The organism is Clostridium felsineum DSM 794 (genome assembly GCF_002006355.2).
GTDB classification, from domain to species: domain Bacteria; phylum Bacillota; class Clostridia; order Clostridiales; family Clostridiaceae; genus Clostridium_S; species Clostridium_S felsineum.
The window spans coordinates 2,828,623-2,854,845 of the sequence record NZ_CP096980.1; the positions used below are offsets into that span (position 1 = coordinate 2,828,623).

The 26,223-nt window shown below is 32.7% G+C and carries 28 protein-coding genes and 1 pseudogene; 1 reads left to right on the top strand and 28 read right to left on the bottom strand.

Going from position 1 to position 26,223, the window contains the following annotated elements; all coding sequences use genetic code 11:
- Nucleotides 1–181 precede the first annotated feature (181 nt).
- The 12 genes from CLFE_RS13375 to CLFE_RS13430 all read right to left on the bottom strand — a co-directional run bounded on the left by CLFE_RS13375 (nucleotide 182) and on the right by CLFE_RS13430 (nucleotide 12,148).
- The gene (locus CLFE_RS13375) at nucleotides 182–1,249 is read right to left on the bottom strand and encodes a DNA cytosine methyltransferase (protein ID WP_077894809.1); all 1,068 of its coding nucleotides are present in this window, start codon (nucleotides 1,247–1,249) and stop codon (nucleotides 182–184) included.
- A 34-nt stretch (nucleotides 1,250–1,283) separates the two neighbouring features.
- Nucleotides 1,284–2,264, bottom strand: coding sequence for a DNA (cytosine-5-)-methyltransferase (gene dcm / locus CLFE_RS13380; protein ID WP_077894808.1), 981 nt, complete (start codon nucleotides 2,262–2,264; stop codon nucleotides 1,284–1,286).
- Between the two features lie 294 nt (nucleotides 2,265–2,558).
- Nucleotides 2,559–4,334, bottom strand: a complete 1,776-nt coding sequence (locus CLFE_RS13385) for a recombinase family protein (RefSeq protein WP_077894807.1) — start codon at nucleotides 4,332–4,334, stop codon at nucleotides 2,559–2,561.
- A gap of 60 nt (nucleotides 4,335–4,394) precedes the next feature.
- A complete protein-coding gene (locus CLFE_RS13390; RefSeq protein ID WP_077854706.1) occupies nucleotides 4,395–4,541 on the bottom strand; it encodes an SHOCT domain-containing protein in 147 nt (48 codons plus the stop codon).
- 440 nt (nucleotides 4,542–4,981) lie between these two features.
- On the bottom strand, nucleotides 4,982–5,209 hold the full coding sequence (locus CLFE_RS13395; RefSeq protein WP_077894806.1) for a helix-turn-helix domain-containing protein: 228 nt from the start codon (nucleotides 5,207–5,209) through the stop codon (nucleotides 4,982–4,984).
- Nucleotides 5,206–5,673, bottom strand: coding sequence for an RNA polymerase sigma factor (locus tag CLFE_RS13400; protein WP_077894805.1), 468 nt, complete (start codon nucleotides 5,671–5,673; stop codon nucleotides 5,206–5,208). The genes CLFE_RS13395 and CLFE_RS13400 overlap by 4 nt, the downstream gene beginning before the upstream one ends.
- 1,017 nt (nucleotides 5,674–6,690) lie before the next feature.
- Nucleotides 6,691–7,650: a methyl-accepting chemotaxis protein gene (locus CLFE_RS13405; RefSeq protein WP_077894804.1), complete on the bottom strand. Its 960-nt coding sequence runs from the start codon at nucleotides 7,648–7,650 to the stop codon at nucleotides 6,691–6,693.
- A gap of 20 nt (nucleotides 7,651–7,670) precedes the next feature.
- Complete coding sequence (locus CLFE_RS13410) at nucleotides 7,671–8,723, bottom strand: FIST N-terminal domain-containing protein (RefSeq protein WP_077894803.1); 1,053 nt, start codon at nucleotides 8,721–8,723, stop codon at nucleotides 7,671–7,673.
- Between the two features lie 244 nt (nucleotides 8,724–8,967).
- Nucleotides 8,968–10,128: an iron-containing alcohol dehydrogenase gene (locus tag CLFE_RS13415; protein WP_077894802.1), complete on the bottom strand. Its 1,161-nt coding sequence runs from the start codon at nucleotides 10,126–10,128 to the stop codon at nucleotides 8,968–8,970.
- Nucleotides 10,129–10,142: 14 nt separating this feature from the next.
- Nucleotides 10,143–10,595: a flavodoxin family protein gene (locus tag CLFE_RS13420; RefSeq protein ID WP_077894801.1), complete on the bottom strand. Its 453-nt coding sequence runs from the start codon at nucleotides 10,593–10,595 to the stop codon at nucleotides 10,143–10,145.
- A gap of 15 nt (nucleotides 10,596–10,610) precedes the next feature.
- Nucleotides 10,611–11,363, bottom strand: a complete 753-nt coding sequence (locus CLFE_RS13425) for a carboxymuconolactone decarboxylase family protein (RefSeq protein ID WP_077894800.1) — start codon at nucleotides 11,361–11,363, stop codon at nucleotides 10,611–10,613.
- A 17-nt stretch (nucleotides 11,364–11,380) separates the two neighbouring features.
- Nucleotides 11,381–12,148: an EFR1 family ferrodoxin gene (locus CLFE_RS13430; RefSeq protein ID WP_077894799.1), complete on the bottom strand. Its 768-nt coding sequence runs from the start codon at nucleotides 12,146–12,148 to the stop codon at nucleotides 11,381–11,383.
- A 141-nt stretch (nucleotides 12,149–12,289) separates the two neighbouring features.
- Here CLFE_RS13430 and CLFE_RS13435 point away from each other — a divergent pair, with 141 nt between their 5' ends.
- Entirely contained in the window at nucleotides 12,290–12,676 is a 387-nt protein-coding gene (locus CLFE_RS13435; protein WP_077894798.1) for a MerR family transcriptional regulator, read from the top strand.
- A 112-nt stretch (nucleotides 12,677–12,788) separates the two neighbouring features.
- Here the strand turns inward: CLFE_RS13435 and CLFE_RS13440 are convergent, their stop codons facing one another.
- From CLFE_RS13440 to CLFE_RS13515, 16 genes and pseudogenes are all read right to left on the bottom strand, one after another.
- A complete protein-coding gene (locus tag CLFE_RS13440) occupies nucleotides 12,789–13,034 on the bottom strand; it encodes a Rossmann-fold NAD(P)-binding domain-containing protein (RefSeq protein WP_250944620.1) in 246 nt (81 codons plus the stop codon).
- A gap of 15 nt (nucleotides 13,035–13,049) precedes the next feature.
- Nucleotides 13,050–13,235 (bottom strand): annotated as a pseudogene (locus CLFE_RS13445) (SDR family NAD(P)-dependent oxidoreductase); the annotation flags it as partial.
- 278 nt (nucleotides 13,236–13,513) lie between these two features.
- Complete coding sequence (locus CLFE_RS13450) at nucleotides 13,514–14,281, bottom strand: EFR1 family ferrodoxin (protein WP_077894797.1); 768 nt, start codon at nucleotides 14,279–14,281, stop codon at nucleotides 13,514–13,516.
- Between the two features lie 262 nt (nucleotides 14,282–14,543).
- A complete protein-coding gene (locus tag CLFE_RS13455; protein ID WP_077894796.1) occupies nucleotides 14,544–15,380 on the bottom strand; it encodes an alpha/beta hydrolase in 837 nt (278 codons plus the stop codon).
- Nucleotides 15,381–15,789: 409 nt separating this feature from the next.
- A complete protein-coding gene (locus tag CLFE_RS13460) occupies nucleotides 15,790–16,779 on the bottom strand; it encodes an aldo/keto reductase (RefSeq protein WP_077894795.1) in 990 nt (329 codons plus the stop codon).
- The gene (locus tag CLFE_RS13465) at nucleotides 16,748–16,888 is read right to left on the bottom strand and encodes a hypothetical protein (RefSeq protein ID WP_169851006.1); all 141 of its coding nucleotides are present in this window, start codon (nucleotides 16,886–16,888) and stop codon (nucleotides 16,748–16,750) included. Before CLFE_RS13465 ends, CLFE_RS13460 begins: the two co-directional genes overlap by 32 nt.
- Before the next feature lie 162 nt (nucleotides 16,889–17,050).
- On the bottom strand, nucleotides 17,051–18,316 hold the full coding sequence (gene fliB, locus CLFE_RS13470; RefSeq protein ID WP_077894794.1) for a flagellin lysine-N-methylase: 1,266 nt from the start codon (nucleotides 18,314–18,316) through the stop codon (nucleotides 17,051–17,053).
- A gap of 27 nt (nucleotides 18,317–18,343) precedes the next feature.
- On the bottom strand, nucleotides 18,344–19,063 hold the full coding sequence (locus CLFE_RS13475) for an alpha/beta hydrolase (RefSeq protein WP_139356217.1): 720 nt from the start codon (nucleotides 19,061–19,063) through the stop codon (nucleotides 18,344–18,346).
- An 18-nt stretch (nucleotides 19,064–19,081) separates the two neighbouring features.
- Nucleotides 19,082–19,978, bottom strand: a complete 897-nt coding sequence (locus CLFE_RS13480) for an alpha/beta hydrolase (protein WP_169851005.1) — start codon at nucleotides 19,976–19,978, stop codon at nucleotides 19,082–19,084.
- Nucleotides 19,979–20,007: 29 nt separating this feature from the next.
- Nucleotides 20,008–20,490 carry a flavodoxin gene (locus tag CLFE_RS13485; protein WP_077894793.1) on the bottom strand — a complete coding sequence of 161 codons (483 nt, stop codon included), beginning with the start codon at nucleotides 20,488–20,490 and terminating at the stop codon, nucleotides 20,008–20,010.
- Nucleotides 20,491–20,585: 95 nt separating this feature from the next.
- The gene (locus CLFE_RS13490; RefSeq protein WP_077894792.1) at nucleotides 20,586–21,143 is read right to left on the bottom strand and encodes a flavodoxin family protein; all 558 of its coding nucleotides are present in this window, start codon (nucleotides 21,141–21,143) and stop codon (nucleotides 20,586–20,588) included.
- Between the two features lie 142 nt (nucleotides 21,144–21,285).
- Entirely contained in the window at nucleotides 21,286–21,918 is a 633-nt protein-coding gene (locus tag CLFE_RS13495) for a flavodoxin family protein (protein WP_077894791.1), read from the bottom strand.
- Nucleotides 21,919–21,959: 41 nt separating this feature from the next.
- Nucleotides 21,960–22,949 carry an aldo/keto reductase gene (locus CLFE_RS13500; protein ID WP_077894790.1) on the bottom strand — a complete coding sequence of 330 codons (990 nt, stop codon included), beginning with the start codon at nucleotides 22,947–22,949 and terminating at the stop codon, nucleotides 21,960–21,962.
- Between the two features lie 94 nt (nucleotides 22,950–23,043).
- A complete protein-coding gene (locus tag CLFE_RS13505) occupies nucleotides 23,044–24,261 on the bottom strand; it encodes an MFS transporter (RefSeq protein WP_077894789.1) in 1,218 nt (405 codons plus the stop codon).
- Between the two features lie 129 nt (nucleotides 24,262–24,390).
- A complete protein-coding gene (locus CLFE_RS13510) occupies nucleotides 24,391–25,236 on the bottom strand; it encodes an aldo/keto reductase (RefSeq protein WP_077894788.1) in 846 nt (281 codons plus the stop codon).
- A gap of 118 nt (nucleotides 25,237–25,354) precedes the next feature.
- On the bottom strand, nucleotides 25,355–26,206 hold the full coding sequence (locus tag CLFE_RS13515) for an aldo/keto reductase (protein ID WP_077894787.1): 852 nt from the start codon (nucleotides 26,204–26,206) through the stop codon (nucleotides 25,355–25,357).
- Nucleotides 26,207–26,223: the final 17 nt, after the last annotated feature.

The window sequence follows — 26,223 nt, forward strand, 5'->3', positions numbered from 1 at the left end:
TAATCTTTTAATAAAAATCCATATTGTTACTACAAAATAACTCTTTCTGCTTTTCTTAAATGTTCTACATAATTTAACAATAAATATTTAATTCTATAAATGTAAATGATCAATCCTTTTCAACATGCTAATTAAATATCATAATATTAGTGTTATATAATTTATAACAAAAAACAGTATTCTATTTAAAATACTGTTTTTTTATATTCCTTGCTATTTTTTCTACTAATAATGGTGGTACAGCATTTCCTATTTGCCTCCATTGATCTTTAAAATCACCGTATAGTTGGTAATCATCATCAAAAGTTTGTATTCTTTTTATTTCAGAAATCCTTAAAAACCTATTCTTCCAATGAAACGGTCCCATATTATTTGAAAAACTCGCTTGAATTGTCCACGAAGGTCTCTCTGGTGAAAGTTTCAATAGAAATGACCAATATCTTGACCTCCATTTAAAAACTGGTTTAGGGTACCCCCTTTTTTTAGTAAAATACAAATAATTATCACCTGGTGGCACTAACTTCAATAAATCTTTATGTTTAGAGCCAGCTTGCATTTTTTCATCTTCTGGTAAATCATAGTCTAAATCTCCAATAGCTTCCCAACAAGTTACCCAAGGTTTCATTTGTTTATGCAATAATTCACTATATTTTTCAGGATTATAATGCGTTGGTTCTGGAAATACAAATGACTTTCCAAATTTTTTTTTCACCCCAATACAAATAAATCTTTCTCTTGTTTGAGGTACTCCATAATCAGCAGCATTTATTACTCTGTAACTGATATTATATCCCAACTTTTCAGATTGATCTCTTAATAGTTTAAAAGCAGCTTCATGCGGTTTAAATACAAATCCATGGACATTCTCAAAGAAAAACACTTTTGGATTTAACTCTTCTAATGCCCTGAAGTAATTATATAAAGTAAATGAATTTTCATCTTCTAATGCCCTCTTCTTATCTTTTAAATAAAATCTTGATTTTGAATAAGCTGGACAAGGTGGACCACCTACCAGGCAATCTATTTCTTTTACACCTGTTCTTTTGGAAATTGATTTAAAATCTACCTTTCTAACATCATTGCATTCTACAATTTTATTAAATTTATATATCCCTTTAGTTGTATTTAACTCTAAAGTTTTACATGCGGGTTCCCAGAAATCAGTAGCAAATATTATATCATATCCAGCTTTTTGAAATCCCAAATCAATACCACCACCACCAGAATAAATACTTACTACACTTATCATCTTATTTCATTTCTCCTTTTAGTTCAGTATAATATTAATTATTTAATAATTTATCAAATAGTTCCTCCAACATATATACAGGTATACTATTCCCACTTAATTTATAAATTTTATTTCCCATATCTTCGATTTTTTCATAATCTTCTAGCTGAAAACATTGTAATAGTAAAGATTCTTTTGGTGTAATCTTTCTAATAAAACCTTTGCTAGATATAATATTATATCTACCATTTAATTGTGCAGATAAGGTTGTCATTATGCCATTTTTAGAGTACACTCTATATTGTTGGCTTGGTTGTTTACCATATATATTTTTTGAATTTAAACATATTACTTTATTTTTAATAACTTCTTTCTTTTCAGGTATTGCCTTTCTAACATTATCTGTTTTAGCCTCATCCATAATTCTTTTTTTAATTTGATCTTTTATATTATCACAATCATCATCTACTAATAAATCATGTAAATTTTTCATTGCTCTATTAGATTTTTCAGGAATTGAAAATTCACCTTCTAAACTCGCAACAATAAATACTCTTTCTCTATTTTGACATGCGCCAAAATTTTTTGAATTTAATAATTTATATCTTACTATGTATCCTAAGTTTTCTAAACATAAAATTATCTTATTTAAATCCTCTCTAAATCGTACATTAAGTAGATTTTTTACATTTTCAAATACTACATATCTAGGTCTCTTATGGGTAATAATTTCCAATGCACTCCATACAAGACCACTTCGAGTACCTTTTTTCATTCCTTTTTGCTTTCCATTATGGCTTATATCTTGGCACGGAAATCCAGAAATAAATAAATCAAAATCTTCAAGTTTAGAGATTTCAATCTTAGATATATCACCTAAATTATTATTTTCTCCATATAGTTTTTTATAAGCTTCAATGGCATCTCCATTTATTTCAGATGTATATAATACTTCAAAATCAATACCTAGATTTGAAAGTGCTTTTCGTGGTGCTCCAATACCTGCAAATGCCTCAAATACTTTTAATGCCATTTTGCCACCTCTTGCATATTTTTCTAAAATAGTTATAATTATCAATGCTTCAAATTATTTATTGTTTTATTAATATTTTTACCCATTTATCCTTAAACATATATTATACATCAAAATTTATCAAAATGTAATTATATTTTTAATTTAATGCATATTTGATAAATAAAGTTTTGAAAAGCAAACTATAAATGGTATATTATTTTAAAACCAGTAATAATTAAGTTCCTATCTAATTATTCAATCTCTTTATAAAAAACTTAAAATCCTGGAAACCCTTTGATTTCAGGCTATTTCTTAACTAGCTTCACCACCGTCTCCACATGTGTCGGAGCTACTATTAGAATGCATTTTTTCAACCTCGTTATTATCATGTGAATGCAATTCATCAGTTTTATGCCTACCTTTAGCATTTTTCCTTTTAGGTCTAAATTTATCCCAATTTAAACTATTCTTAAATCCTGTTTTATAGACAAATGTAATTTGTGCCGGGTCTTTATTTCCGTCTTCATCAATCCCACCTATAATAACTTTTTCTACTACACTTTCAAAAACATATCTATCAAATTCATCTAATACTTCATTTTTTTCTAGTGTCTTTTTAAATTCTTTTAAGCGACGTTTTATGTCTTTTTCATTTTCAGAAGTTTTAACAAGCCTTTTTCTATCTTCAATAAGATTTTCTTGAGTTACTACCAAATCAGCATATTTTGATTCATATGTAGCTTTACCAATTGAATCCTCTAATCTCATATCCACTAACTTATTTTTCTTTCCTTCTAATGTATTTATTTCCTTATCCATTTTTGATATTTGCTTGTTAGCACTACTACTATTTAAATTATCTTCCATTCTCTTCAAAAATTCTTCAAGCACTTCTTTGTCATCAGAGCATAATATACGATAGCTTTCTACAAATGCATCTTCAATAGCTTTTTCTGGTATTGCCTTGCTATCACTGCAAAATTTCTTACCTTTTTTAGTAGCTGTAACACACTGCCAGATAACTTTGCTGTAGTCTGTTCCACTATGCCAATTTCGTCTAGTTAATCTACCGCCACAAAAGCCACATTCAAGCATACAACTAAAAGCGTATTGTCTACTGAATTTTTCTCTTTTAATACTTCCATCACTATTTTTAACTCTGTTTTGATTTCTTCTTTTTAGAATTGCCTGTGCCTTTTCAAATGTTTCTTCACTAATAATTGCTTCATGGTGATCTCTAATATAAAATTTATCTTCTTCACCAAAGTTCTCTAGTCTTCTCTTTGAAATTGGGTCAACAGTAAAAGTCTTTCCCATAAGCAAATCGCCTTTGTATTTCTCATTTTTGATTATTCCAATTACAGTCGACTGCGCCCATGAACTGCTTCCATATCTTGTTTTATATCCAAGGTTCTCTAATTCTTTACCAATCACTGAACCTCCAGCACCTTCAATATATCGATTAAAAATATACTGTACAATTTTAGCTTCTTCTTGGTTTACAGTTATTGTTTTATCCTCTGGATGATAGTCATAACCTAGACATCCTTGAAATCCAACCAATTCACCACGTTTCATTTTCATTTTAAGTCCTTTTTTTACATTTGCAGATATATTTTCAACTTCTTGTTGTGCTACAGAGCTAAGAACTACAAGCAGTAATTCGCCATCCATTGTAAGAGTATTAATCTTTTCATCCTCAAAATAAACAGCAATATTCTTTTCTTTTAGCATACGAACATATTTTAATGTATCTAAGGTGTTTCTTGCAAAACGCGAAATAGATTTTGTAATCACCATATCAATTTCACCATTCATACATTCATTAATCATTCTTTGAAAATCTTCTCGTTTTGTCACCTGTGTTCCTGTAATTGCTTCGTCTGCAAAAATTCCAGCCATAGCCCATTCTTTATTTTTCTTGATTAGTTCTGTATAATAGGCTACTTGTGATTTATAGCTATTTAATTGGTCTTCACTATCAGTGCTTACTCTACAATAAGCGGCTACACGTAATCGTTCAATTGTTTTACCCTTATTTCGGTTTATTGATATACCTTTGGCTTTTATTACTTCAACTTCCTTCATATAAATCACCTCTTCGCATTCTCTTTGTTGTATTAATTATACATCAAATAAAAATGCAAATCAAGCAGTTATATCTGATACTATCTTATAATCTTTCATAAGTCCCTTTTTTACTTTTGTATATTCTTCTTCTGAAATCAGCTTACGAACAAGTAATTTTTTTAACATTGCAAGTTGCATACTATAACTAATCAAATCCTTGTTCATATAATCCCCCCTCTACTAATCTGTTATTTATTAAACAAATCGAATAGCTGTGGCACAGCTCACGGGAATTTAACCCCTGCATGGTTCTCATGCAGCCGTATCCATTGCCTGCGACGGTTTTATCACGCTCGGACTAAGGCTATACGGGAGTATCATTATTACAGTAAGAAGTCATGACAGTAATCTTGCCAAAGATTACTTACGGAACACTGACAGTAATCGCTCTTTTCAAGATTGTGACTTATCAGTCCGTCGGCTCTTTCATTATTGAAATGTATTCGACTGCTTTATATACTACGCGACTATAGCGCTTTCTTTGTCAAAGATCGAAAATAGGCTTTGTCAGCCTATCAGAGCATATTAGCCAACAGTATGCTCTGATAGAATGACAAATTTTAAACCAGGGCGTATGTAATGTTGCCCTACGCCCCAAAAGGATGTTAGATTTTAAAATTCAAAGTCATTTGCAGCAAGGCAGTAGTAAGCTGTTCTTGAATAGACTTGTCCACAAAGTAATATCCGTTACCACATTCATCAGCAAGCACCTTTGTAGAAAGCTTTGCAATATACCCCTCATAATGCTTCAATATATACTGGATTGCTACATCATCACCCTCCCTTGCTGCTTTTATGATCTGAAACGGAATCAACTTCTTTGCTCTTTTCATAACTCCTCCTCTAATAGTTTTTTTATAACTTCTAAAGCGCTAGTGCGGTTACGATATACGGTACTGCGGTTTACATCAAATTCTTCTGCGATTTCTTCATCTGACATTTCTAGATAATAAAACATCAGAATGATATCACGCTTGCGTTTTGACAAAATATCTAGTGCCTTTGCAATTTGATAGTCAGTAACTTCCACATCCAATGACAAGATTTTATACATCCGGTTGTCCAAATGATATATATCAAAAGTTTGCAGTTTGTTCAGCTCAAAGTCTGATATTTCCGAAAATAGAAGTTCATGCCTGCTACGCCTACCAATAGATCGGCTGCAGTTACTTTGAGTACATATCATCACTTTTCTTGCCATATAATCAAATTGGAATTGAATGGTCGTCTGAAAATCGTCTTGTACATGACTATTAAGTTTTTTTAATGATGGCTTGTTTAACGAAGATAGATTCATAAAGTATCACCCCCTTTCCCAATTAGTGAGAAATGAGAAAAATTCGTTTCCTGTTCTCTCTTTCACACTGACTCTCACCAGGAGACTGATACTTGTTGCAGAAAATATTACTATTGGGAGGAAATTTTTTAAGAACTGAAAAAGCCCGAACGAACGTAATCATCCATACTGGCTTTTAAATAGACATATTTTTTTATTATTTCATATAATTCTCCACAAATTATGTCATGACTATTCCAAAATGAAAATGAGCATTTTATTATAAAGCTATTTTGTTTATGAGTAAGCTTTATATCCTTATAATGACAACCTTTCTATTTCACAGCTGTCTAATAGTCGTTGATACTAGGATGAATAATGCTTGTTCTTGAAGAAAAAAAGACAGTGGCATTAACAGATAAAAAAGCCACTATAAGATAAATTAATTTATATATGATATGCAAATGTAATTCCAGCCTAATAGCGGATCTTACCGTTTAAATATATTGTATTTTGAGTAATTTTTAGTTATTATTCATTGCAACAAAAATAGCAGTTTGTGCCTTGTAATTTTATTTCTGAAATTACAAATAAATTTTTGTAAGTATTACATATTAAAACTCATAACAATTTCCCCTAGTTTTTTCATTATGCATGCACTTTCAAAAATGCGTATTATTTTTGAATCACACTACATAAATTCATATTATCAACCTTTGTTGAAAGTTTGAGTTTGAAGTTTTTTATGTTCCTTACTTGACTGATCCACAACTGCGTCATAAGTATAAAAATATACCACAAAAATTTTTTTGCATAAATATTTGTTTTTATAGAAATGAAATATTTCAAAAACTTATCATCGATAATCTTTTTGATTGCTGAATAAACAAATATAAAGATTAATAAATTGCTATTTTTATTAGAAGTTCTACCATTAGTTCTTAGCTTTAACTCATATAAAAAGTTAATAAAATGTTATAAAAAGAAATTAGTAGAAGTAGCAAAAAGTAAATTTAATTTTATTGAACCTTATATTATTTATAAATCTTCCTTTAACAATGGCTTCAATTGTTCGGTCATATTATCTATATTTTCAAAAAGGACACTTTTTCTAGTATCAAATTTATTAATCATATTTATATGTTCTGTCATATCATGATATGATTCTTGTGATGCTGATATATAATCATTAATTTGTTGCATTCCATTAGAAGACTCGTTAATAGCATTAGTAATTTCAACATGTACATCATCAAGTTTTCCTACAGTGCTCTTTATTCCACTAAAAATTTCATTGGTATCATCTACACTTTGCCCGCCATTTTCTAAGGCTTTTTGTGAAGTCTTAAATGCTTTACTTAATTCTTCTGTACCACCTTCTACATTAGTAACACTGTTTTTTACGAAGAAAACTAGATTTTTTATTTCACCTGATAATTTTCTTACTTCTTCCGCAACTACAGAAAACCCTTTACCATTTTCTCCAGCTCTTGCTGCCTCAATAGATGCGTTAAGTGATAACATATTCGCTTGATTTGCAATGCCCACAATTTCATTTGTGCATTTTTTAATTTCATTAACCGAATTTTGTAACATTTGAAAAATAGTATCCATTTCATTAAAGCTAGCATTTACCTGATTAGCGTTTTCTTTTAGGACATTTCCCTGTGTTTCTGCTCTATTAATAGACTTAATAATATCCTTTTTAACTTCATTAAATCCTCCTGAAGCAGTTTCTATCTTAGAAAGAATATTACTAAAGTTATTATTAATCTCTTCATTTAGTCTAGAATTGTCATTTAGAACTTTTTTAAATGATAGTTCAATTTTACGAATCTGTTCTGAAGTGTTCAACTCTTCTGCAGTCAAATTTTCATTACATTTCTTAAGATAATCAATAGCATATACAATAGGTGAATTATCTTTTGGTCGCGTAATATTATTAATTTCTATTATATCTTCAACTTTATCTTTATTTCTAAATCGAAATAATTTCATAGCAATTCCCCTTCCAAACTTTATTCAAATGCAAAACATACCATTGTTAAATTTACGTGTTGTGAATTAAAATGCTCTCCCATTGCTACAATTCCAACATGATTATCAGCAAAATTCATTGTTTTTAAATATTCTTTCCAATAATTAACATTTCCAAAAAATGTATATCTTCCCGTGCAATTCATAGAAAAAATTCCTGAAATATGATGCATGTCATTTTTAATTGAAGTAACTGTATTATTAATAACTTTTTTATAATCATCTAACTCTAAAATTGAAATGATGTCTGTATTGTTTATTCGTTTATAGCATTGCAATGATTTATCTTGTAATTGAGCAATCCCCATTATGCAAAACTCATCACCAACCCATTTTCCTAATGGATTTCGAAAGTATTGTGTGTTCATTTCATTTGGGGAAATATTAAGATAATCGCAATAAACAGATTCTGCTGGTTTGCCATTTAATTCATAAAGAATATACTTTTTTGAATCTGCTTTAGTTACTACCATTTTTAAATCAGTTGGCTTGTAGATAGTTTCCTTATAAGCTTTTAACCTTCCATTATTCTTAATAAACACATATGCACAAGCATCTTCATATATAACACCATTGCAAGAAACCATATTACAATCAACGCCAGTTCCTATTAAAGAAATATGCTTATTTTCTAAAATGCTTCCTAAAGTCGTCATTAGACAGCTATGATTTCCTGTTGCAAAATCAATACAAATTGTATTTTCTGACTCAGCTTTTACCTTTTTTATATCATTTTCCATTCGACTAATATACTTAACCGGCATAGAAGAAAGTTCTAATATAACATTAGCAGCTACACTAACACAATCAGAAAATGCAATCACTGTTATTCCATTTTCAATTGTAAAAAATTTGGTATAACTAGTACAAATACATCCGATGCTTGGAACACCTGGATACAATTGTTCTAATTCCTCTACATGTCCTTTAAATTTATTTTCATTTGACAATAATATAATCAAAGAAGGATTAAAAAAACCTTTTACTGCTTCAGATAAATTACCAGTAGAGCTTGTTCCTATTTGTTGTTTCATAAGTAAATCTCCTTTCAAATTTTAATTATGACTCTAAATTATTTATTAATTTTATAACAATTTAGAGTTATATTATATAAATTTATAATTAAATGGTATCTATTGTCATATAAAAATAACATCATCACCATATATTATGGTGATGAAGCTATTTGTTAGTTTCTATTTAAACTTTATATTTTAAAAGCGACAGTTTACTAGTGCTCATATTTAGTTATGTCAATTTTTAGTTTCTTCTTTCAACCTACATGCTTTCCTTCAGTATTTCAAAAATCTCATCTCTCTCAAATTTCTTACAGCATCCGGCAGTCAGATTACAGGTATTTGCAACAGAACGTAATATACCTTCATCTGTAATACTCATTTTTGAAAGTGTAGTTGGCAATCCGATTTCTTTGATAAATGCTGCTAGTGCATCTACACCTGCAAGTGCAATTTCTTCTTCGCTCTTGCCTGCTTCATCCACATTCCACACTTCTCTTGCAAGACGTGCAAACTGTTTTGTTCCAGAAGGTGCCATATGGCGATACAGTGCTGGATGGATTGCAGCAAGACCCTGACCATGATTACAGTCTGTGTATGCACCTAACTGATGTTCAATCTGATGTGCTTGGAAATCAGTTACTTTACCAATCTTTAAAATACCATTTTCCGCCATTGCAGATGTCCACATAAGTTCACTTCTGGCATCCATATCCTTTCCATCAACAAGTAATTTACGGATATTTCGAATAGTACTTCTCATAACTGCTTCATTGATCTCATCGGATGTATTGAAATCTCTTGGTGTTCCAAGATATGTTTCCATACAGTGACTCAATGTATCAAAAGCACCGGAAATTACCTGTTTCATTGGTAATGACAATGTGTACGCTGGATCAAGAACTGCAAAACTTGCATATGTTCCCACAATTGGGCCTTTCCACATCTTGTCCTCATAAGTAATGACTGCTCCAGGATTCATCTCTGCTCCTGTTCCAGATGCTGTTACTACTGCTCCCATTGTTATTCCAGCTGTTGGAAATTTATTAGACTTATATTCCATGTCCCAGATATCTTCCCCTAAGGTTGCCTGTGCCGATACCACTTTGCAACAGTCAATGACCGAACCGCCACCAACAGCAAGGATAAAATCTACACCTTTTTCCCTTACAAGTCTTGCCCCTTCCTGTACCTTTGAATAGGTAGGATTTGGCATAATTCCTGCAAAATCAACTACCTCTTTTCCTGCTTCAGTGAGAAGCTGTACTAACTCATCGTATACTCCGTTAGTCTTAACTGATCCTCCACCATATGCAAGCATCACTGTTTCTCCAACTTTTCCAAGCTCTGCTCTTAGTGCTTTCTTAGCAGCACCTTCTCCAAAATATACCCTTACTGGGTATGAAAATGTAAATTCGTTCAATATTAAAATCCTCCTTATTCTGGTTTTACCATTTTATTAAGTTCTAGTGCTCCAACTGCAAATCCTCTTAATTTCATTCCTGTTACTCTACACACACCAGTAATCAAATACTTAATAGTATCAACTGCCTCTTTACTTGGTGCTCCTCCCTGTGCAAAGAAATACAGTTTTTTTCCTCTCAGTGTTTCAGCTTCTGGCAACATATAAAGCCTGTCAAAGAATGTCTTAAGCATTCCACCAACAGAGTACCAATATACTGGGCTTCCAATTACTAGAGTGTCTGCTGCAGTAATTGGAGCAAACATTTCATTTATCTGATCATCCTCATATACCTGTCCGTACTGATAGATTTTGTAATCAGTCATTTGTAAAGTATCGTAATTTAACCCTCTTAAATAATCTGTGCCCATTCGGAAGGTGTTTCCATTTTCATTTGGACTTGTGTTCATAAATAATATCTTACTCATTGTATTCACCCTTTCCTATTCTGCTTTTCCAGCAACTTCATCAATAATATTCATTGCATTCAATGTTCGTGGATAACCGATATATGGCATACACTGTTCCACAACTTGATACATTTTTTCCTTATTATTACCAACGCCAAAATTTCCCATAGTATGACCTCGAAGCTGATTTTCACATCCGCCCTGTGCCAAAATATAGCAGAAAGTAATCATTTCACGCTCCTTATTATTAAGTCCGGTACGTGTGTAATAATCTCCAAAGCAGTTATCTGCCAACCATCGATTTACATTTTTTCTTAAAATCGGGCCATTAGTCTGTCGATCAGCTATTCCTGCGCCAAACAATTCCACCTGTTTTGCTAAGCCTTTATCAAATCTGCTATTTTCATCAGTAGTAGCTTGCTCTTCCAACGGAAGTTTGATACCATGCTGCTTCATAATTTCACTTGTAGCAATCACATAATCATGGATACGTCCAATTCCTAAATATGCGGTTGCCTGATAAACAACCTCACGGATTGCTATCGGATCAATGCCTGCATTTAGGGAAGCGTGAAGTATATTCTGGTATTCTCCCATACCCTGACATCCAAGTAATACGGAAAGGATACATAGCATTCGCTCTTTTTCTGTCAAACTTCCTGTACTCACTACTTCATTCTGTGAAAAGTTAGCTGTAATTTCTATCCATTCCGGGTCAGTTACTCTCAGAGTGCTTTCTGTTCCTTTGAACAGTTCCTCCATCCTTTTTTTAGCTGCTTCATTCATATTAAAACCTCCATTCCTTACACATTCTGGTTATTTGCTTCAATGATTTCCTTCAGTTCAATGTACTCATTTCGGTATCTTGCATCAGGATTCTTTTCAGGAATAGTAAGACCAATTGCTTTTTGTGGACAGGCATGTGCACAAGCCAGACATGTTTGGCAATTACCTGGTATATGCACAGCTTTTCCATTTTCTACTTTAATTGAGCCAGATGGACAAACTTTTGTGCAGATACCACAGCCAATGCATTTATCTCCTACTTTTAATAAATGCTGCCATGCATCTGCAGGCATTTTGCTCATATTTCCAAGGAATTGCTGATGTGCTTCTCTATCTGTATCTGTAACTTTAGAAATCATGTGTTTTTTGTTTTTAATGTCCTCCACGATTTCAGCAATATGCTCATCTACCTTTTTATCAAGTAGAATCTGTTCATTCATATCAAAACTTGGAAGCCAGTTATCAACCATTACAATAATATTGATATAGCTTGCTGTAATTCCACATTCTTTGCAAAGATTATCCGCAAGCTCAGCAGCACCACCATGTCGATTTCCATAGGTAAGAACCATATAGAAATATTCTGTATCAAATGTAGCTTTTTTCAAAAAGTCTTTTACCATAGGTGGAACTTCATGCCCATAGACAGGAGAAACAATACCTATGCTATCATCTTTAAATTTAAGCTTTTCCCGTTTCATAATCTGTGGAATGCTAATTGGTTCTTCATTAATATGTTTAGCCACATAAAGGCTATTCCCTGTACCTGTAAAATAAAATAACATTTGAAATCTCCTTGCATATTCTTTTTTTATTTGCTATAATACGATTATAACAATCGGTTGCTACAACCGGTCAAGTGTTTTGTGAAATTTCATCAATTTATTTTTCTACTTTATTTTTCAGAGTACAAAGGAGCTTAATATATGTATACAATGAAACAAGTTTGTGAAATTACCAGATTGACCTATGAAACATTAAAATTTTATTGTAATGAAGGTCTCGTACCTAATGTGAAACGTGATAATAATAACCGACGCATTTTTGATGACAGAGATTTAGCGTGGATTAAAGATATAGCATGCTTAAAGAAATGTTCTATGAGCATTGCTGATATTAAAGAATACCTTGCACTTTGTCTTGAAGGAAAATCTTCAATTCCAGCTCGCCAGAAAATGCTAAACGAAAAAAAAGAAGCCTTGCTCTCCCAAATTGAAGAGATCAACGCTTCTATTGATTATATTGATTGGAAACAAAATTTCTATGAAGATGTTATTAGCGGAAAAACTGAATATGTCAGCAATCTAATATAAAAAAACTACTCATAGCATGATAAATAGTACACTACAAATAATCAAAGAGATTCTATATAATTTATATCACTTTTATTTGTCTCAGAATTTGTTATACACACCACTCATCTGCTTAAACAAGAAAATCTGTAGTAACACTCTCCTTTTCCCAAGCTTCCAGTTGAGCACGATCTTCATCAAGTGCACCGCTTACCACTTCAACAGCATCTCTTCCTAATAACAGCAAAGAAGGTGGATTTGGAGCTTCGACAGCCTTGATAATAAGTTGCGCTCCCTTCGCTAGGTCTCCAATCTGGTGACCGTCGGTAGTATCATTCCCTATTCGGCGAAGTCCGGCAGTTTTGGCATAATCATTCATAGCAATTTGAGACTGCTGCAATGATCGGCCGGCGAAATCAGTCCTGAATGCGCCCGGCTCAACAATGATCACCGATAAACCAAGAGGGCTGACTTCTTTCTGAAGACCTCTTGACAATCCCTCAAGAGCACATTTAGTCGCTGAATAATAGCCAGAGCCAGGTGCTGTAGTACGGGCGGCAATCGAAGAAACATTTACGATTGTACCGTTTCAATCACAAATAAGCGTGCCTTTGAGCACATAACCTTATCTTTGTTTAAACAATCTTATTTAAATATTAGGCTGTCAGTCAATATCGTTTCTTCCTATATTTTTATACCTTTTTACTTCAGAAAAGAGTCTCTATAGCTTTAAAAATCGTGTGTAAAATGTGCTGTGGAATCTACGTCCACAAATACCTAATTAAAAGTTACTTGTTTATCCTCTAGTTTTGTGGATAAACAAATAACAGTTTATTTTCATCTCAAATATTATAAATTTTATTCATTCTGATTATTAGCCTCTATAATTTCCTGTAGTGAAATATGCTCATTACGGTAACGAGCATCAGAATTCTTATCCATAATGCTTAAAGTAATTGCCTTATGCGGGCAGTTCTGAGCACATGCCAGACAGAATGTACAAGTATTACTTCTGCGAGCAACTTTTCCATTTTCTATATAAAAATTACCTATAGGACAGACCTTGGAACAAATACCGCAACCAATACAGGCATCCGTAACTTTAATCTGTTCACCGTTGTTGAAACTTGGCATTTCTTTATTTCTCTTCATTACCATTGCATAAAGATTTCGCCCTTCATCATCAGCTGCAACTATCTTATGCTTTCTGGCTGCAACATCTGCAACAGCTGCTGTAACCTGCTCATCAACCTTCTTATCAATAGCCTTTTCCTCATTCATGTCAAAAGCAGGCAAGTAGTTATCTACCATTAAAACAGCACCGATGTAATCAATCTTGATGCCACATAATTCACTAATCTTTTTAGTATACTCACCAGCAACAGTGTGATCTTTGCCATAAGTCATGATCATATAGAAATAGTCTGCTTTAAATTTCGCTTTCTTCATAAAGTCAATAACAAACTGTGGAGGCATGCCGCAGTAAATGGGACAGACAATGCCAATTGTCTCATCTTCAAAGTTCAGATTATCATTATTAATAACCTGAGGAATACTAATAAGATTTGTGTCAAACTGCTTTGCTACGTAAAGGCAGTTGCCAGTAGCAGTAAAATAAAATACCATAGTTTTCTCTCCTTTTTTATTACATTAAATTAAGCTCTTCTTACCTGCTTAAACTTAAACTGATTAAACACTCTACTATAGCTGGATCATAATGTGAGAACAATAAGCTTTCCACTTTATCTAAAGCAACAATCAAATCCATATCTTCTACTGTTAATTCAAAATCAAATTTATTATAACCAAATCAATTCATAAGTAGAAGTTTCAATAAATTTTTCAGTTCAAGCCCAAAGGGCTAGGAATGAACTTTAGTCCATTAATCCTATTTTCCAACATTACCACTGTGAATACTCTTTGTGATATTTTCAAGCGGTAGCCAATCCATAGCTTTTAATATATGGAGATCCCAAAATTCCCAATCATGAGCACCAGGACCTTCTACATAAGTAAACTCTACATTGTTGTCTCTTAAGAAATCTCGATAATCTCTAGTTTGATTAATTAAAGAAGTATCTTCAGTTCCACATGATATCCATATTTTAGGTAATTCCACTTTTTCTTCAATTAGCTTAGTAATTAAAGCTTTATAATCTTTATCACTACCAATAAGTTCATCTATATTTCCAAATATGGTTTCAAAATAGCATCTTCTAAATACAGGCATCTCCGCATTATTGCTGGAGTTTAAAACCATGTCTAAAATTAACGCAGGAGATAAAGCACAAATATGGCTAAAGGTTTCATGATATTTAAGTCCATTCACTAATGAACCATATCCTCCCATTGATAATCCTCCAATATAAGTATCTTCTCTTTTAGTTGATAGTGGGAATAAATCTCTTGTTTTTTCTACTAATTCTTCGCCGATAAATTGACCGAATAAATCACCAGAATTAATATTATCTACATAAAATTTATTTTCTCCCGAAGGCATAATAACAACTAAATTCCTTTCTTGTGCCCATGCTTGGATACGTGTACCTGCAACCCAATCAGTATAATTTCCAAACATTCCATTTAATAAATATAATGTTTTAAATGGTTTCTTTTCTCTGACTTGCATGCCTTCAAATGTCATTTTATCAATTGGGACAATAGCATTAATTGTTACAGTTCTCATTAATTTTTCTGAAAAAAAATCTACTCTCACTAAAGCCATAATTTTTATTCCTCCTCGTATAATATAGCTATACCAATCAATAGCCATTAGATCATCTCTACTAACGGATATTTATAAATATAAATTAATTATTATTCGTACATCTCAATCTTTGCTATAAGATCACTTTGTCGTGATTATTGCATTCTTATGAAATTCGTGAACTAAAGCTTAAAACTGCACAACGAAATGTACGTTACTAATTCTTCAAGACCAGTTTCTTAACCACTTAGACAAGTTATTATGTTTCAAAATGAATAAATTATTTTCAATTCAATCTCAGTAAAATTTCATCATAGTTCACATGCTTTTGTGATTTGCTTGCTATACTCTTTTTTACTCTTAAAATTAACTATTGACTTTTACTAGCTGGTCTTTTTTTAATTACTTTCTGTATGTTTTTCTAATTTTATCTGTTCACACGGCTTCCTCCAAATATTTCTGACATTTTCATATTATCAAGTAATTTATCAATTTTATTTACTTCTTGCGTAGTAAGTTCAATATCTGCAGCACTTGCATTTTCTTTTAAACGTGTTAATTTTCTAGTTCCAGCTATTGGTACAATCCATGGTCTTTTACAAATCATCCATGCAAGAGAAATTGCTGCTGGCGTAGAATTTTTTTCTTCTGCAATGTGGTGTAACATATCTAATAGCTCTTTGTTTGCATCATATGCTTCTGGTTTAAACTGTGGCATAAAGCTTCTATAATCTCCCTTTTCATTAAATGTTGTACTCTTCTTATATGCATCAGTTAAAGCTCCATTTGCAAGTGGACTAAATGCTACAAGTCCAATATTTAATTCCTCCAATACAGGAAATAAATCTTCTGTATCTCGATACATCATGGAGTAACGATTCTGAATTGCCGTTATAGGGCATACTGCATGAGCACGTTGAATAGTCTCTTCATCCACTTCTGATATTCCCCAATGAAGTATTTTTCCTTCCTTGATTAACTCTTTCATTACACCAGCCACTTCTTCTACTGGTACATTAGCATCTACACGGTGTTGATAGTATAAGTCAATATAATCTGTTCCAAGACGCTTTAAACTTCCTTCAATCGACTTACGAATTGTATCAGGTCTACTGTCTGTATGTAACCCTGTTGGAGTAATCTGAACACCAAACTTAGATGCAATGACTACTTTATCTCTATATGCTCTTAAAGCTTTTCCAACCAACTCTTCATTATAAGCCATGCTTCCATCCGAATTGGTTCCTGCATAGCATTCTGCAGTATCAAACATGGTATACCCCATATTTACTGCTTCTTCAATAAGTTTAGTCATTTCATTGACATCTGCTGGTACTCCATAAGCATGTGTCATTCCCATACACCCAAGGCTTACTGCTGATACTTTAAGATTTTTTCCTAAAATTTGCTTCTTCATTTTCCAAAACCTCCATATATATTTTTTTGTAATTGTTTACAAATTCTATAGTTTCTTTACTTGCACTATAAATCAAGCTCTTTCCCATAGATAACGCAATCCCCATCATGTTTTTAAGAACCCCTCCAAATTCCCTTCCATAACATGTCCTTTAAAGTGAACAAGGTTAAAATCTTAGAATTTACCCGAAGCCAAATGTTTTTGTAAATCATCATAGATTAAAATTCACTATATTTTTCACTTCATAAATCATATCTCAAATCTTCACAATTTAATTTTTGATAAGCATTGCTGCACAAGGAAAGTTAATCATTTTATTATCATGAAAAAATTTCAGAAGAGTTTGAAGATAAGGAATATCATGCTCAATATTTTTGCAAAAAGATTGTATTAACCTTATAATATGCTGCTCTCCAAATTGCTCTTTATTATATCCAGCTATACCAACTAATAAATTTTTAATCATTGCATAATGTGTAACTATAAACATAAATTCTGTAAATACAGTTTTAGGAACTTTAAAAGTTTCTTTTTTATAAATGCTTATTTTTTGTCCAAAAGGAAAAATATTTTTGAAGACATAATTTACAAAATAATTTTCAAAAATGTATTCATGCTGACTCATAAAATTGTCATAATAGTTAGATTTAACTTGCATATATAAAGCAGCCAAATCCTCATCTGACATTTCATTTGTATAATTAAGTCCTTGTTTGAACTGTTCAAAGCATTCCAAAAACCTTTTACTGGTAACACTTGATTTTAATCTATATTCGATTAAAATAACTAGTGTTTTCAACAAAGCTGCAGGTTGTTTTGGAATAGTGCTAATAATTTTATTAAAACCATAATTATCAATTATATATGTATATTTTTTAATAAGCATTATAACTTCATCACTGTTTGAATTAGTATACATCTGATTTAAATCATTACAAAATTTTCCAAGTATAATTAAGCGATTTTCAAAGGTATAATTTCTATTCTGTAAAAGTGATAAAGTAAATGTTCTTAATTTCTCAAAATATGGATAAACTTCATCCGGATATTTACCATCAGATAAATTTAAAGTCGATATTTTACTAATTCTAGTATCTTCATCTTTATCTATCAATGAAAACTGCATTGGATTAGGATTTAGCAAAGCAAGAAGCACAGCATGTGGACAAGACATATCCATAGCTAATTCCAACTTTCCATTAACCATGTTATAAATACGCGGAAAAATACCACAAGTAACTGACAAATAACTTTCTCCGTACATCTTCTGAATACTACAAAGTTTCTTTTCTGTTAAAAAAGAACATGTATTATCCGATAGTACTGTTTCAGCAAAGCTACCTTCTACCTCCATTACATCCTTCCTTGTAATTTTACTTCTAAATAATTCATCTCCATCCTTTTGCACAGCATCTTGATATTTATCGTAACTTTCTTTATCTATGGCAACTCTCCATCCTGAACAACAAGTATCTTCACAATTTGAAGCTATACATGTAAATTTGGGCACATAATTAGGTTGTAGTACTTTTCTCAAGTCCATCACTCCTAGTATTTTTCTCCTTTAATTGTTCTTAAAAATTTTTGTTAACCACTTGTCATAACCTGGAATCCAATCACCATTAGCACCAAAACCATGAGGCCACCCTTGCAAAACATGTTCTTCTACTGATACGCTCGCTTTTCGCAGAGCTTTTGCACAGGCTGGGAAATCATCTGCAAAAGGATCTTTTGTTCCATAAACAAAATATGCAGGTGGTAAATCAGATGCTGCAAATTTTTTCACATCTGTAGATGCAATCGCTAATCTTCCGTAAAAGGAATAGATCATACCAACGCTACTGGCATCAGCGGAAACTTCGTCCATCTTATCTGGAATATAATTAAGATCAAGTGATTTTCCATTGCTGCGCACCTGGAACGCGCCACCAGAGCAAATAAGGATTGCGCCTTTTATTTTGGTTCCTTCTTTTGCTGGAACTGTCACTAGATTAGGGCGAAAATCCCGATTGTCTGTATAATTACCGTTGTTTTTTGTATATTGGGTAACAATCGGCATGTTGCCTTTTTCCCATAGATAGACAGTCTGTTGCTTTTGCAGATTAGGTGAAAAACTTGCCGCAGTTCCACCACTATTTTCCCTCAACTTTCCTGTGTTACTGCTTTTTGTGGCAAATTCCGAGGATGCAGTCGACAAATCGCGATTGTTGTCTGTTTTTCCTCTACAACCTGTAAGGCTAAACAGAAGCAAGAATGCCAGGAAAGTTGCTGCTACTTTTTCCATACAATTTGTCTCCTTTCTTTATAACATAGATATTTTCCAAAAACGAACCGCTTCATTCAGCCAACCTTCTGCACTCGTACCGATGCCAAGACCAAATCCATGTCCAACACCTGAATATTCATGAAGTTCTGTATCAATTCCAAGTCTGTCAAGTGCGTCTACCCTACGCTTCATTGTAGATGCATTCGCTATACCATCCTGTTGCCCTACCACCACAAAGGTAGAAGGATCATTTCTAGTGTAATCACTATGTCCGGTATATGCCATGATAACTGCTGAAGGGCGAGGAAGTTCCTTTTTACCAAATCTTTTCGTTCCATAAGAGCCTAAGTAAGCTGCCATTCTCGCCCCTGCCGAACTACCCCACAGAGAATAATATTTTGTGCTTACTCCAAGTTCATCTGCATAACTAAAAACATATGCAATCGCCGCAGCAAGGTCTTCACATGCCACATCAACACCTCCTACACGATACTGTATGACAAAAGCATTATATCCTTGTTTGCTCAACTCTATAGCATGCGGAAAGCCCTCATGAATCGATCCAACATATGAAAAGCCTCCTCCTGGACATACAATTGCAAAAGGCTTATCTGTCTTTCCACGAAAAAAGAACAATCCCGTATTATTCTTCTCTGAATCTTTCTTCTTCTCTTCGTTACTGTAAATATCGCAAAAGATTTTTTGTCCATCTGCCACTTCGTCAATCATATAATTGATGGTATCCACAACGTTTTTAGACCTTACATTGCTGTGATATGGAAGAAGCCATTGCACCTTTGACAATGGCATGTTCACCTGATATCCAAACTCTAAAGGAAGTATAAGCTGACTAAATCCATCAAAGGCTGGATGTTTTAAAATAGTTCTAATCGTATCACTTGTTTTCATATGTGTGTAAATTTTCTTTTCCATACTCTCACTTTCACTATTTTTTATTTAATTTATGAAATCATTCCTAATTTCTGAAGCCAACTTAATACTTCTTTTTCCGACGTACGCACGCTGCCTCCACTAATTGGGAGCCCTTTTAGAACATTTGATTTCGGACAAAGTTTCTTTATATCTGTTTGACTGTTACCCATTTGACCTCCTCCGTGTGTACAAAATGGAATAATGGTCTTATCAGAGAAATCATATGATTCTAAGAATGTAAATACACCCATCGGCATTGTGCTCCACCAATTTGGGAAGCCGATATATACTACATTATAAGAACTCATATTTTCTACCTTAGTTGATAGTTTCGGTCTACTGTTACTTTCTTTTTCTTTTTTAGCTACCTCAACTACTTCATGATAATTAGTTGGATACACTTCTACTGTATCAATTTTAAACAAATCACCTTTTACTTTATCACTTATTACGTTTGCTATTACTTCTGTATTTCCAGAATGTGAAAAGTATGCAATTAAACTTTTTGCCATTTCTATCCTCTCCTATTCTTTGCTTTTAATATAGATATATCTTATACATTTAGTATTGTTGAAATTCCAGTCCACAGTACCTATAGCTGCATATTTTATTCTGCAACCCATTCTCCAATCATACGAGCGTGTTCTAAATATTCTTTATTGTGTAAACAAGAATCTGCAGAACCACAATTTGTAAACACTTCTGTTTTAAATTCTTCAATGGATTTTTGAAGGCTTGGAAGCGTTAAGATATTATTAACATGGCGTTTCATTTCTTCAGGTGAAGATCCTGTGCAGGTCAACAAAACGCCCACCTTTTTCTTTGGACCTAACTCATAGGTTGGGCAGCAAAATGTACAACAAAAACGATCAATTACCGTAATAGCCTGCGAAGTCATGCAGTTATAATAGATTGGTGCTTCAGCAATAATTCCATCACTTTCGTGTATTAAGGCTAATAATTGAGCAAAATCATCTTCTTGTACACATTTACCATTATTTTTGCATTTATAGCAAGCTTTACATGAATAGATCTTCTTGTTTCTCACATCTACTCTTTGAACTTCTGCCCCTTTTTTCTTCGCTGATTCCATGGCGACTTCAATCAATGTATCACCGTTACCTCCAATTGTAGGTGTAGTTGTAATAAACAATATTTTTTTCATGAAAATCAATCCTCTCTATATCTCTATATTTATCATTTTTATTTTTTTTAACTAAACTGTAGAAACAATCTCATTATGATATATTTTTCAGTACAGCTAATGAGATTTTCTTTTTAATTCACTTATTCAGTACATCGGAACTTTATCTTATAAAATTAGTGAATATCCCAGTTTCACGTTCTGGCATTTCCACACCACCTTCAAGTCCTACTTCTTTACATTTTAGGAAAAATGCCATATTACGTCCTAATATTCTCATAGTTTGCAATCCTTCTGAATCCTGTTTAACCTGCTCAGGTGTTGCACCATGAACCATATTCCAATACTGTGAAGAAACAATAGGCATCTGCATCAATCCAAAATACTTATTCAATTGGTCATATGTCGCTGTAGTTCCAGCTCTTCTGGCAGATATAACACATGCTGCCGGCTTCAAATAAAATGACTGCCTGCCTCCATTAAGATCTGTATAAAATGCTCTGTCCATAAATGAGGTTATTGCTCCACCTGCAGCTGCAAAATGTACTGGTGAACCAAAAATAAAACCATCATAATCTGCAGCTATATCAAGAAATTCATTTACTTTATCATCAAATACACACCTCTTCTTTGTAATACACGTCTTGCATGCAATACATCCATTCAATGCCTTATTGCCAATCCAGAATATGTCTGTATCAATGCCCTCCTTCTGTAGAGTATTTGCAACTTCTGATATTGCAGTATACGTACATCCTTTCTCATGTGGACTTCCATTTACTAATAACACTTTCATTATTATCTCTCCATTTCTTATAATAGTATTTTTTATTATATTTATTTTCCTGCTCTTTTAGCCATATCTGATCCTACTGGGTAACGCTCTCCAACTACAGTAATTTTTAATAGTGCATCTTTCAATTTGCTTAGTTCATCATTCGTCAAAGTAATTTCTGCTGCGCCTGCATTCTCCTCTAAACGATGAGTTTTGGTTGTACCTGGTATTGGAACAATCCAAGTTTTTTGTGCTAATACCCAAGCTAAAGCTATCTGTGCAGGTGTAGCACCTTTTTCTTCTGCTACCTTATGAATTAAATCGATTAATGTCTGGTTTGCTTTCATATTTTCCGATGAAAATCTTGGGAGTTGACTACGAAGGTCACCTTTAGCAAACTCAGTATCTTTATTGAAAGAACCTGTCAAAAATCCTTTTCCCAATGGTGCAAATGGCATAAATCCAATTCCTAATTCCTCTAAGACTGGCAATAATTCTCCTTCAGGCTGTCTCCACATCATAGAGTATTCACTTTCTACTGCTGTAAGTGGACATATTTCATGTGCTTTTCTAATTGTGTCTACTCCTGCTTCTGAAAGTCCCCAATGCTTTATCTTTCCTTCTTTTATCAAATTCTTCATTGTATCTGCGACTTCTTCAATTGGCACATTTTGATCCACTCGATGTAAATAGTACAAATCAATTACATCCGTTTTTAATCTCTTAAGAGATCCCTCTAAAGATTCTCTAATTACTTCTGGTCTTCCATCCAAAACCTGTTTTCCATCAACTATTTTTATTCCACATTTAGTGCTGACTACGACTTTATCTCTGTAAGGTCTCAATGCATCACCCACTAGTTCTTCATTAATATATGGTCCATATACTTCAGCAGTATCAAAAAGAGTATATCCCATTTCAATAGCCTTATGCATAAGTGAAATCATTTCCTTTGTATCTGAAACACTTCCATATCCATAACTCATCCCCATGCACCCAAGTCCAATTGCTGAAACCTCAAGACCACTATTTCCTAATTTACGTTTTTTCATTTTTAAAACCTCCCATCTTTCTGTATATTTAAAAATACAATAGTTACATTCATCAATCCCTCCAAGTTTTAAGAAACTTCGACAAGATTAATGTTTATGCACAATTTTCCTCAATATCATTAATACCTTTTTTACTTAAATAAAAAATTATAAATCCCACACTACAAACAGCAAGAATTACGAATATTATTCCTTCTGTATAAAAGGTTCCTCTAAGTGATTTGATCCATGAAATTTTCTCCAAAATCATAGCACCATACGGTGATGTGCATGCACCTAAATTATAGCCTACTAATAATAAAGATGTAGAAAGTTCACTATTTTTAATAGAGCCACTATTAATTTTATTAATTAAATACGGCATAACCATTCTAAATGCAAATCCTATAATAAGACCGCAAATAGCTGTTAAAAATACACTATTTGAAAAACCTATTAAAAACATTGCAACTGCCAATAATATGAATGCGATTGGTAAAGTAAATTCTTGAGTTACTTTTACAAGTTTACCAAATAACAATCCTGATATCATAGCTCCTACTCCAATCATAAGATTAACTGTACTTCCATCAGTAGCAGTTCCATAACCAATATTTATCATTAATGTTGTTACTTTTATACCCATGGTCATATAAAGAACAGCCACTGTAAATATTAATGCAACATATCCTAAGACTGATAGGAAACTTCCCTTGTTTAGATTTTTATCTCCTTGTTCCTTTTTATCACTAACTGTTGCAGTTTTTAAAATAATTTTGTTCGCTGGAACATTTGGTACAAAAATAGCAAACAAAATGAATACTGGTATTGCAATAATATAAGCTAAAAATGATATTTGCCAATTTATTCTTAATAATTGTCCGGCAACAAAAATAATTACTAGTCCACCTAATCCTTCGCAAGAGCTCTGAAATCCGAATAATGTTGAACATTCATTATCATCATAAAAATATTTAATCATAACTACTAATAGAGAATTAAATAATCCAATTCCAAAGCCAAATAAAGCTCTTGAAATAAAAATCAAATAGAAATTATTTGATGTAATTGGCACCAATCCACAGACAGCAACTATTCCAATACCAATAAGAATTGTTCTTTTATATCCAATATGTCTTGCAATATAACCACTTATTAATACCGAAATCATAAGAAATAAAGACGGAATTGTAATCAAATTTTCTACTAATGATAATGGTATATCAGAAAACGTCTTTGCCATTGCAGGAATATTGGCATTCATAGCCCCTGCAGATGCAACCATAAGCGAAACTGATAAAATAGAAATTTTTCTCATTGATTTATTTTTCATTTTTTGTCCTCTCTAAATTTTCATTTGTTATGTTGTGTACAGAGTTATCCTATACCCTTCCATTTCTAACTTCTTATATATTGAAAAAGGGTGGTAGTCTCCCAGCTCCTTTTTCAATATTATGTCTCTTTATCTTACCAATCCTGTTATATACTCAACTGTTGCTGGATCATGGTGTGAAAAGAATAAGCTTTCCTTAGTATCTAAGTCTTCGATTTTCTTCATATCATCATCTGATAATTCAAAATCAAATACACTGATATTTTCAATCATCCTTTCCTTATGTGTTGACTTAGGAATTACAACTACACCACTCTGAATTAAAAAACGAAGTGCTGTCTGACCAACGCTTTTCCCATATTTTGCTCCGACCTCTTTTAATACTGGATTATTGAACATGTCATTCTTACCTTCTGCAAATGGTGCCCATGCTTCAATCTGTGTGCCATACTTCTTCATATATTCTTTGGCTACTACCTGCTGATTAAATACATGTGTTTCAACCTGATTGATAGCTGGCTGAACCTCAGCGAACTGTGAAAGGTCAACGAATCTATCAGGATAGAAATTGCTCACGCCAATTGCTTTTAATTTTCCTTTTTTATAAAGTTCTTCCATAGCACGGTATGTTCCATAGTAATCGCTGAATGGCTGATGAATCAACATTAAATCAATATAGTCAAGCTGCATTGCCTTTAATGATCCCTCTATAGAAGCTTTTGCCTTTTCATAACCAGCATTTGAAATCCAAACCTTTGTTGTGATAAATAATTCTTCTCTTGGAACACCACATTTTTTTATTGCATTTCCTACTGCTGCTTCATTTCCATAAGCCTGTGCTGTATCAATAGAACGATATCCTACTTCAATTGCATCTAATACTGCCTGCTCACATACTGCTGGATCAGCTACCTGAAAAACTCCAAATCCTAATATTGGCATTTCTACTCCATTATTTAATTTTACAAATTCCATTTTAAGTACCTCTCTCTTTTTATATTTTTGTTGTTTATTTGCTTCTTTATATGTTATCAGTCATATTCGACTGTAAAACATCGCACTAATTTATCTATAGAACGCATAGAATTATTATTTAATTGTGAATTTTCCATCTATTAAGCCATTTAGCCGTACATGTACTGTTATAATCTATTATTTCACTATGTCCAATATCTATACTTGATATTACTTTCATATCCTGTTCACTCAACTCAAAATCCCATATATTTATATTTTCTTTCATACGCTTTTTATGAACTGTTTTAGGAATTGCCACAACACCTTGCTGTATTTGCCACCTTAAAATAACTTGTGCAACACTCTTTCCATACTTAATTCCAATTTTCAATAGTGTCTTATTATTAAATATATCCTTCTGCCCTTCAGACAACGGTCCCCATGCTTCCGGCTGCACCTGATATTCTTTCATAATATTAAGTGCCGACTGTTGTTGATGGAAAGGATGTATTTCAATTTGATTGATTGCCGGAGTGATTTCACTATTCAAACACAAATCAACTAGACGTTCCTGACTAAAGTTACAAACGCCAATAGCACGGATATAACCTTCCCTTTGCAGTTTTTCCATTGCTCTCCAAGAATCATAATAATCACCAAACGGTTGATGAATTAAATATAAATCAAGATAATCAAATCCAAGTTTTTTTATAGAGGTTTCAAAAGCTTTTAATGTATTTTCATATCCTGTATCTTGAATCCATAACTTTGTAGTAATAAATAGTTCTTCTCTTGAAATACCTGATTTTTTGACTGCTCTCCCTACAGCTTCTTCATTAAAGTAAGCTGCTGCGGTATCAATCAAGCGATATCCCACATCGATTGCATCACTTACACATTGTTCGCACTGCTTTGGATCTTGAATTTGAAAAACTCCATAGCCTTCTATAGGCATCTCAATTCCATTATTTAAAATAATATATTTCATTTTACGATCTCCAAGTT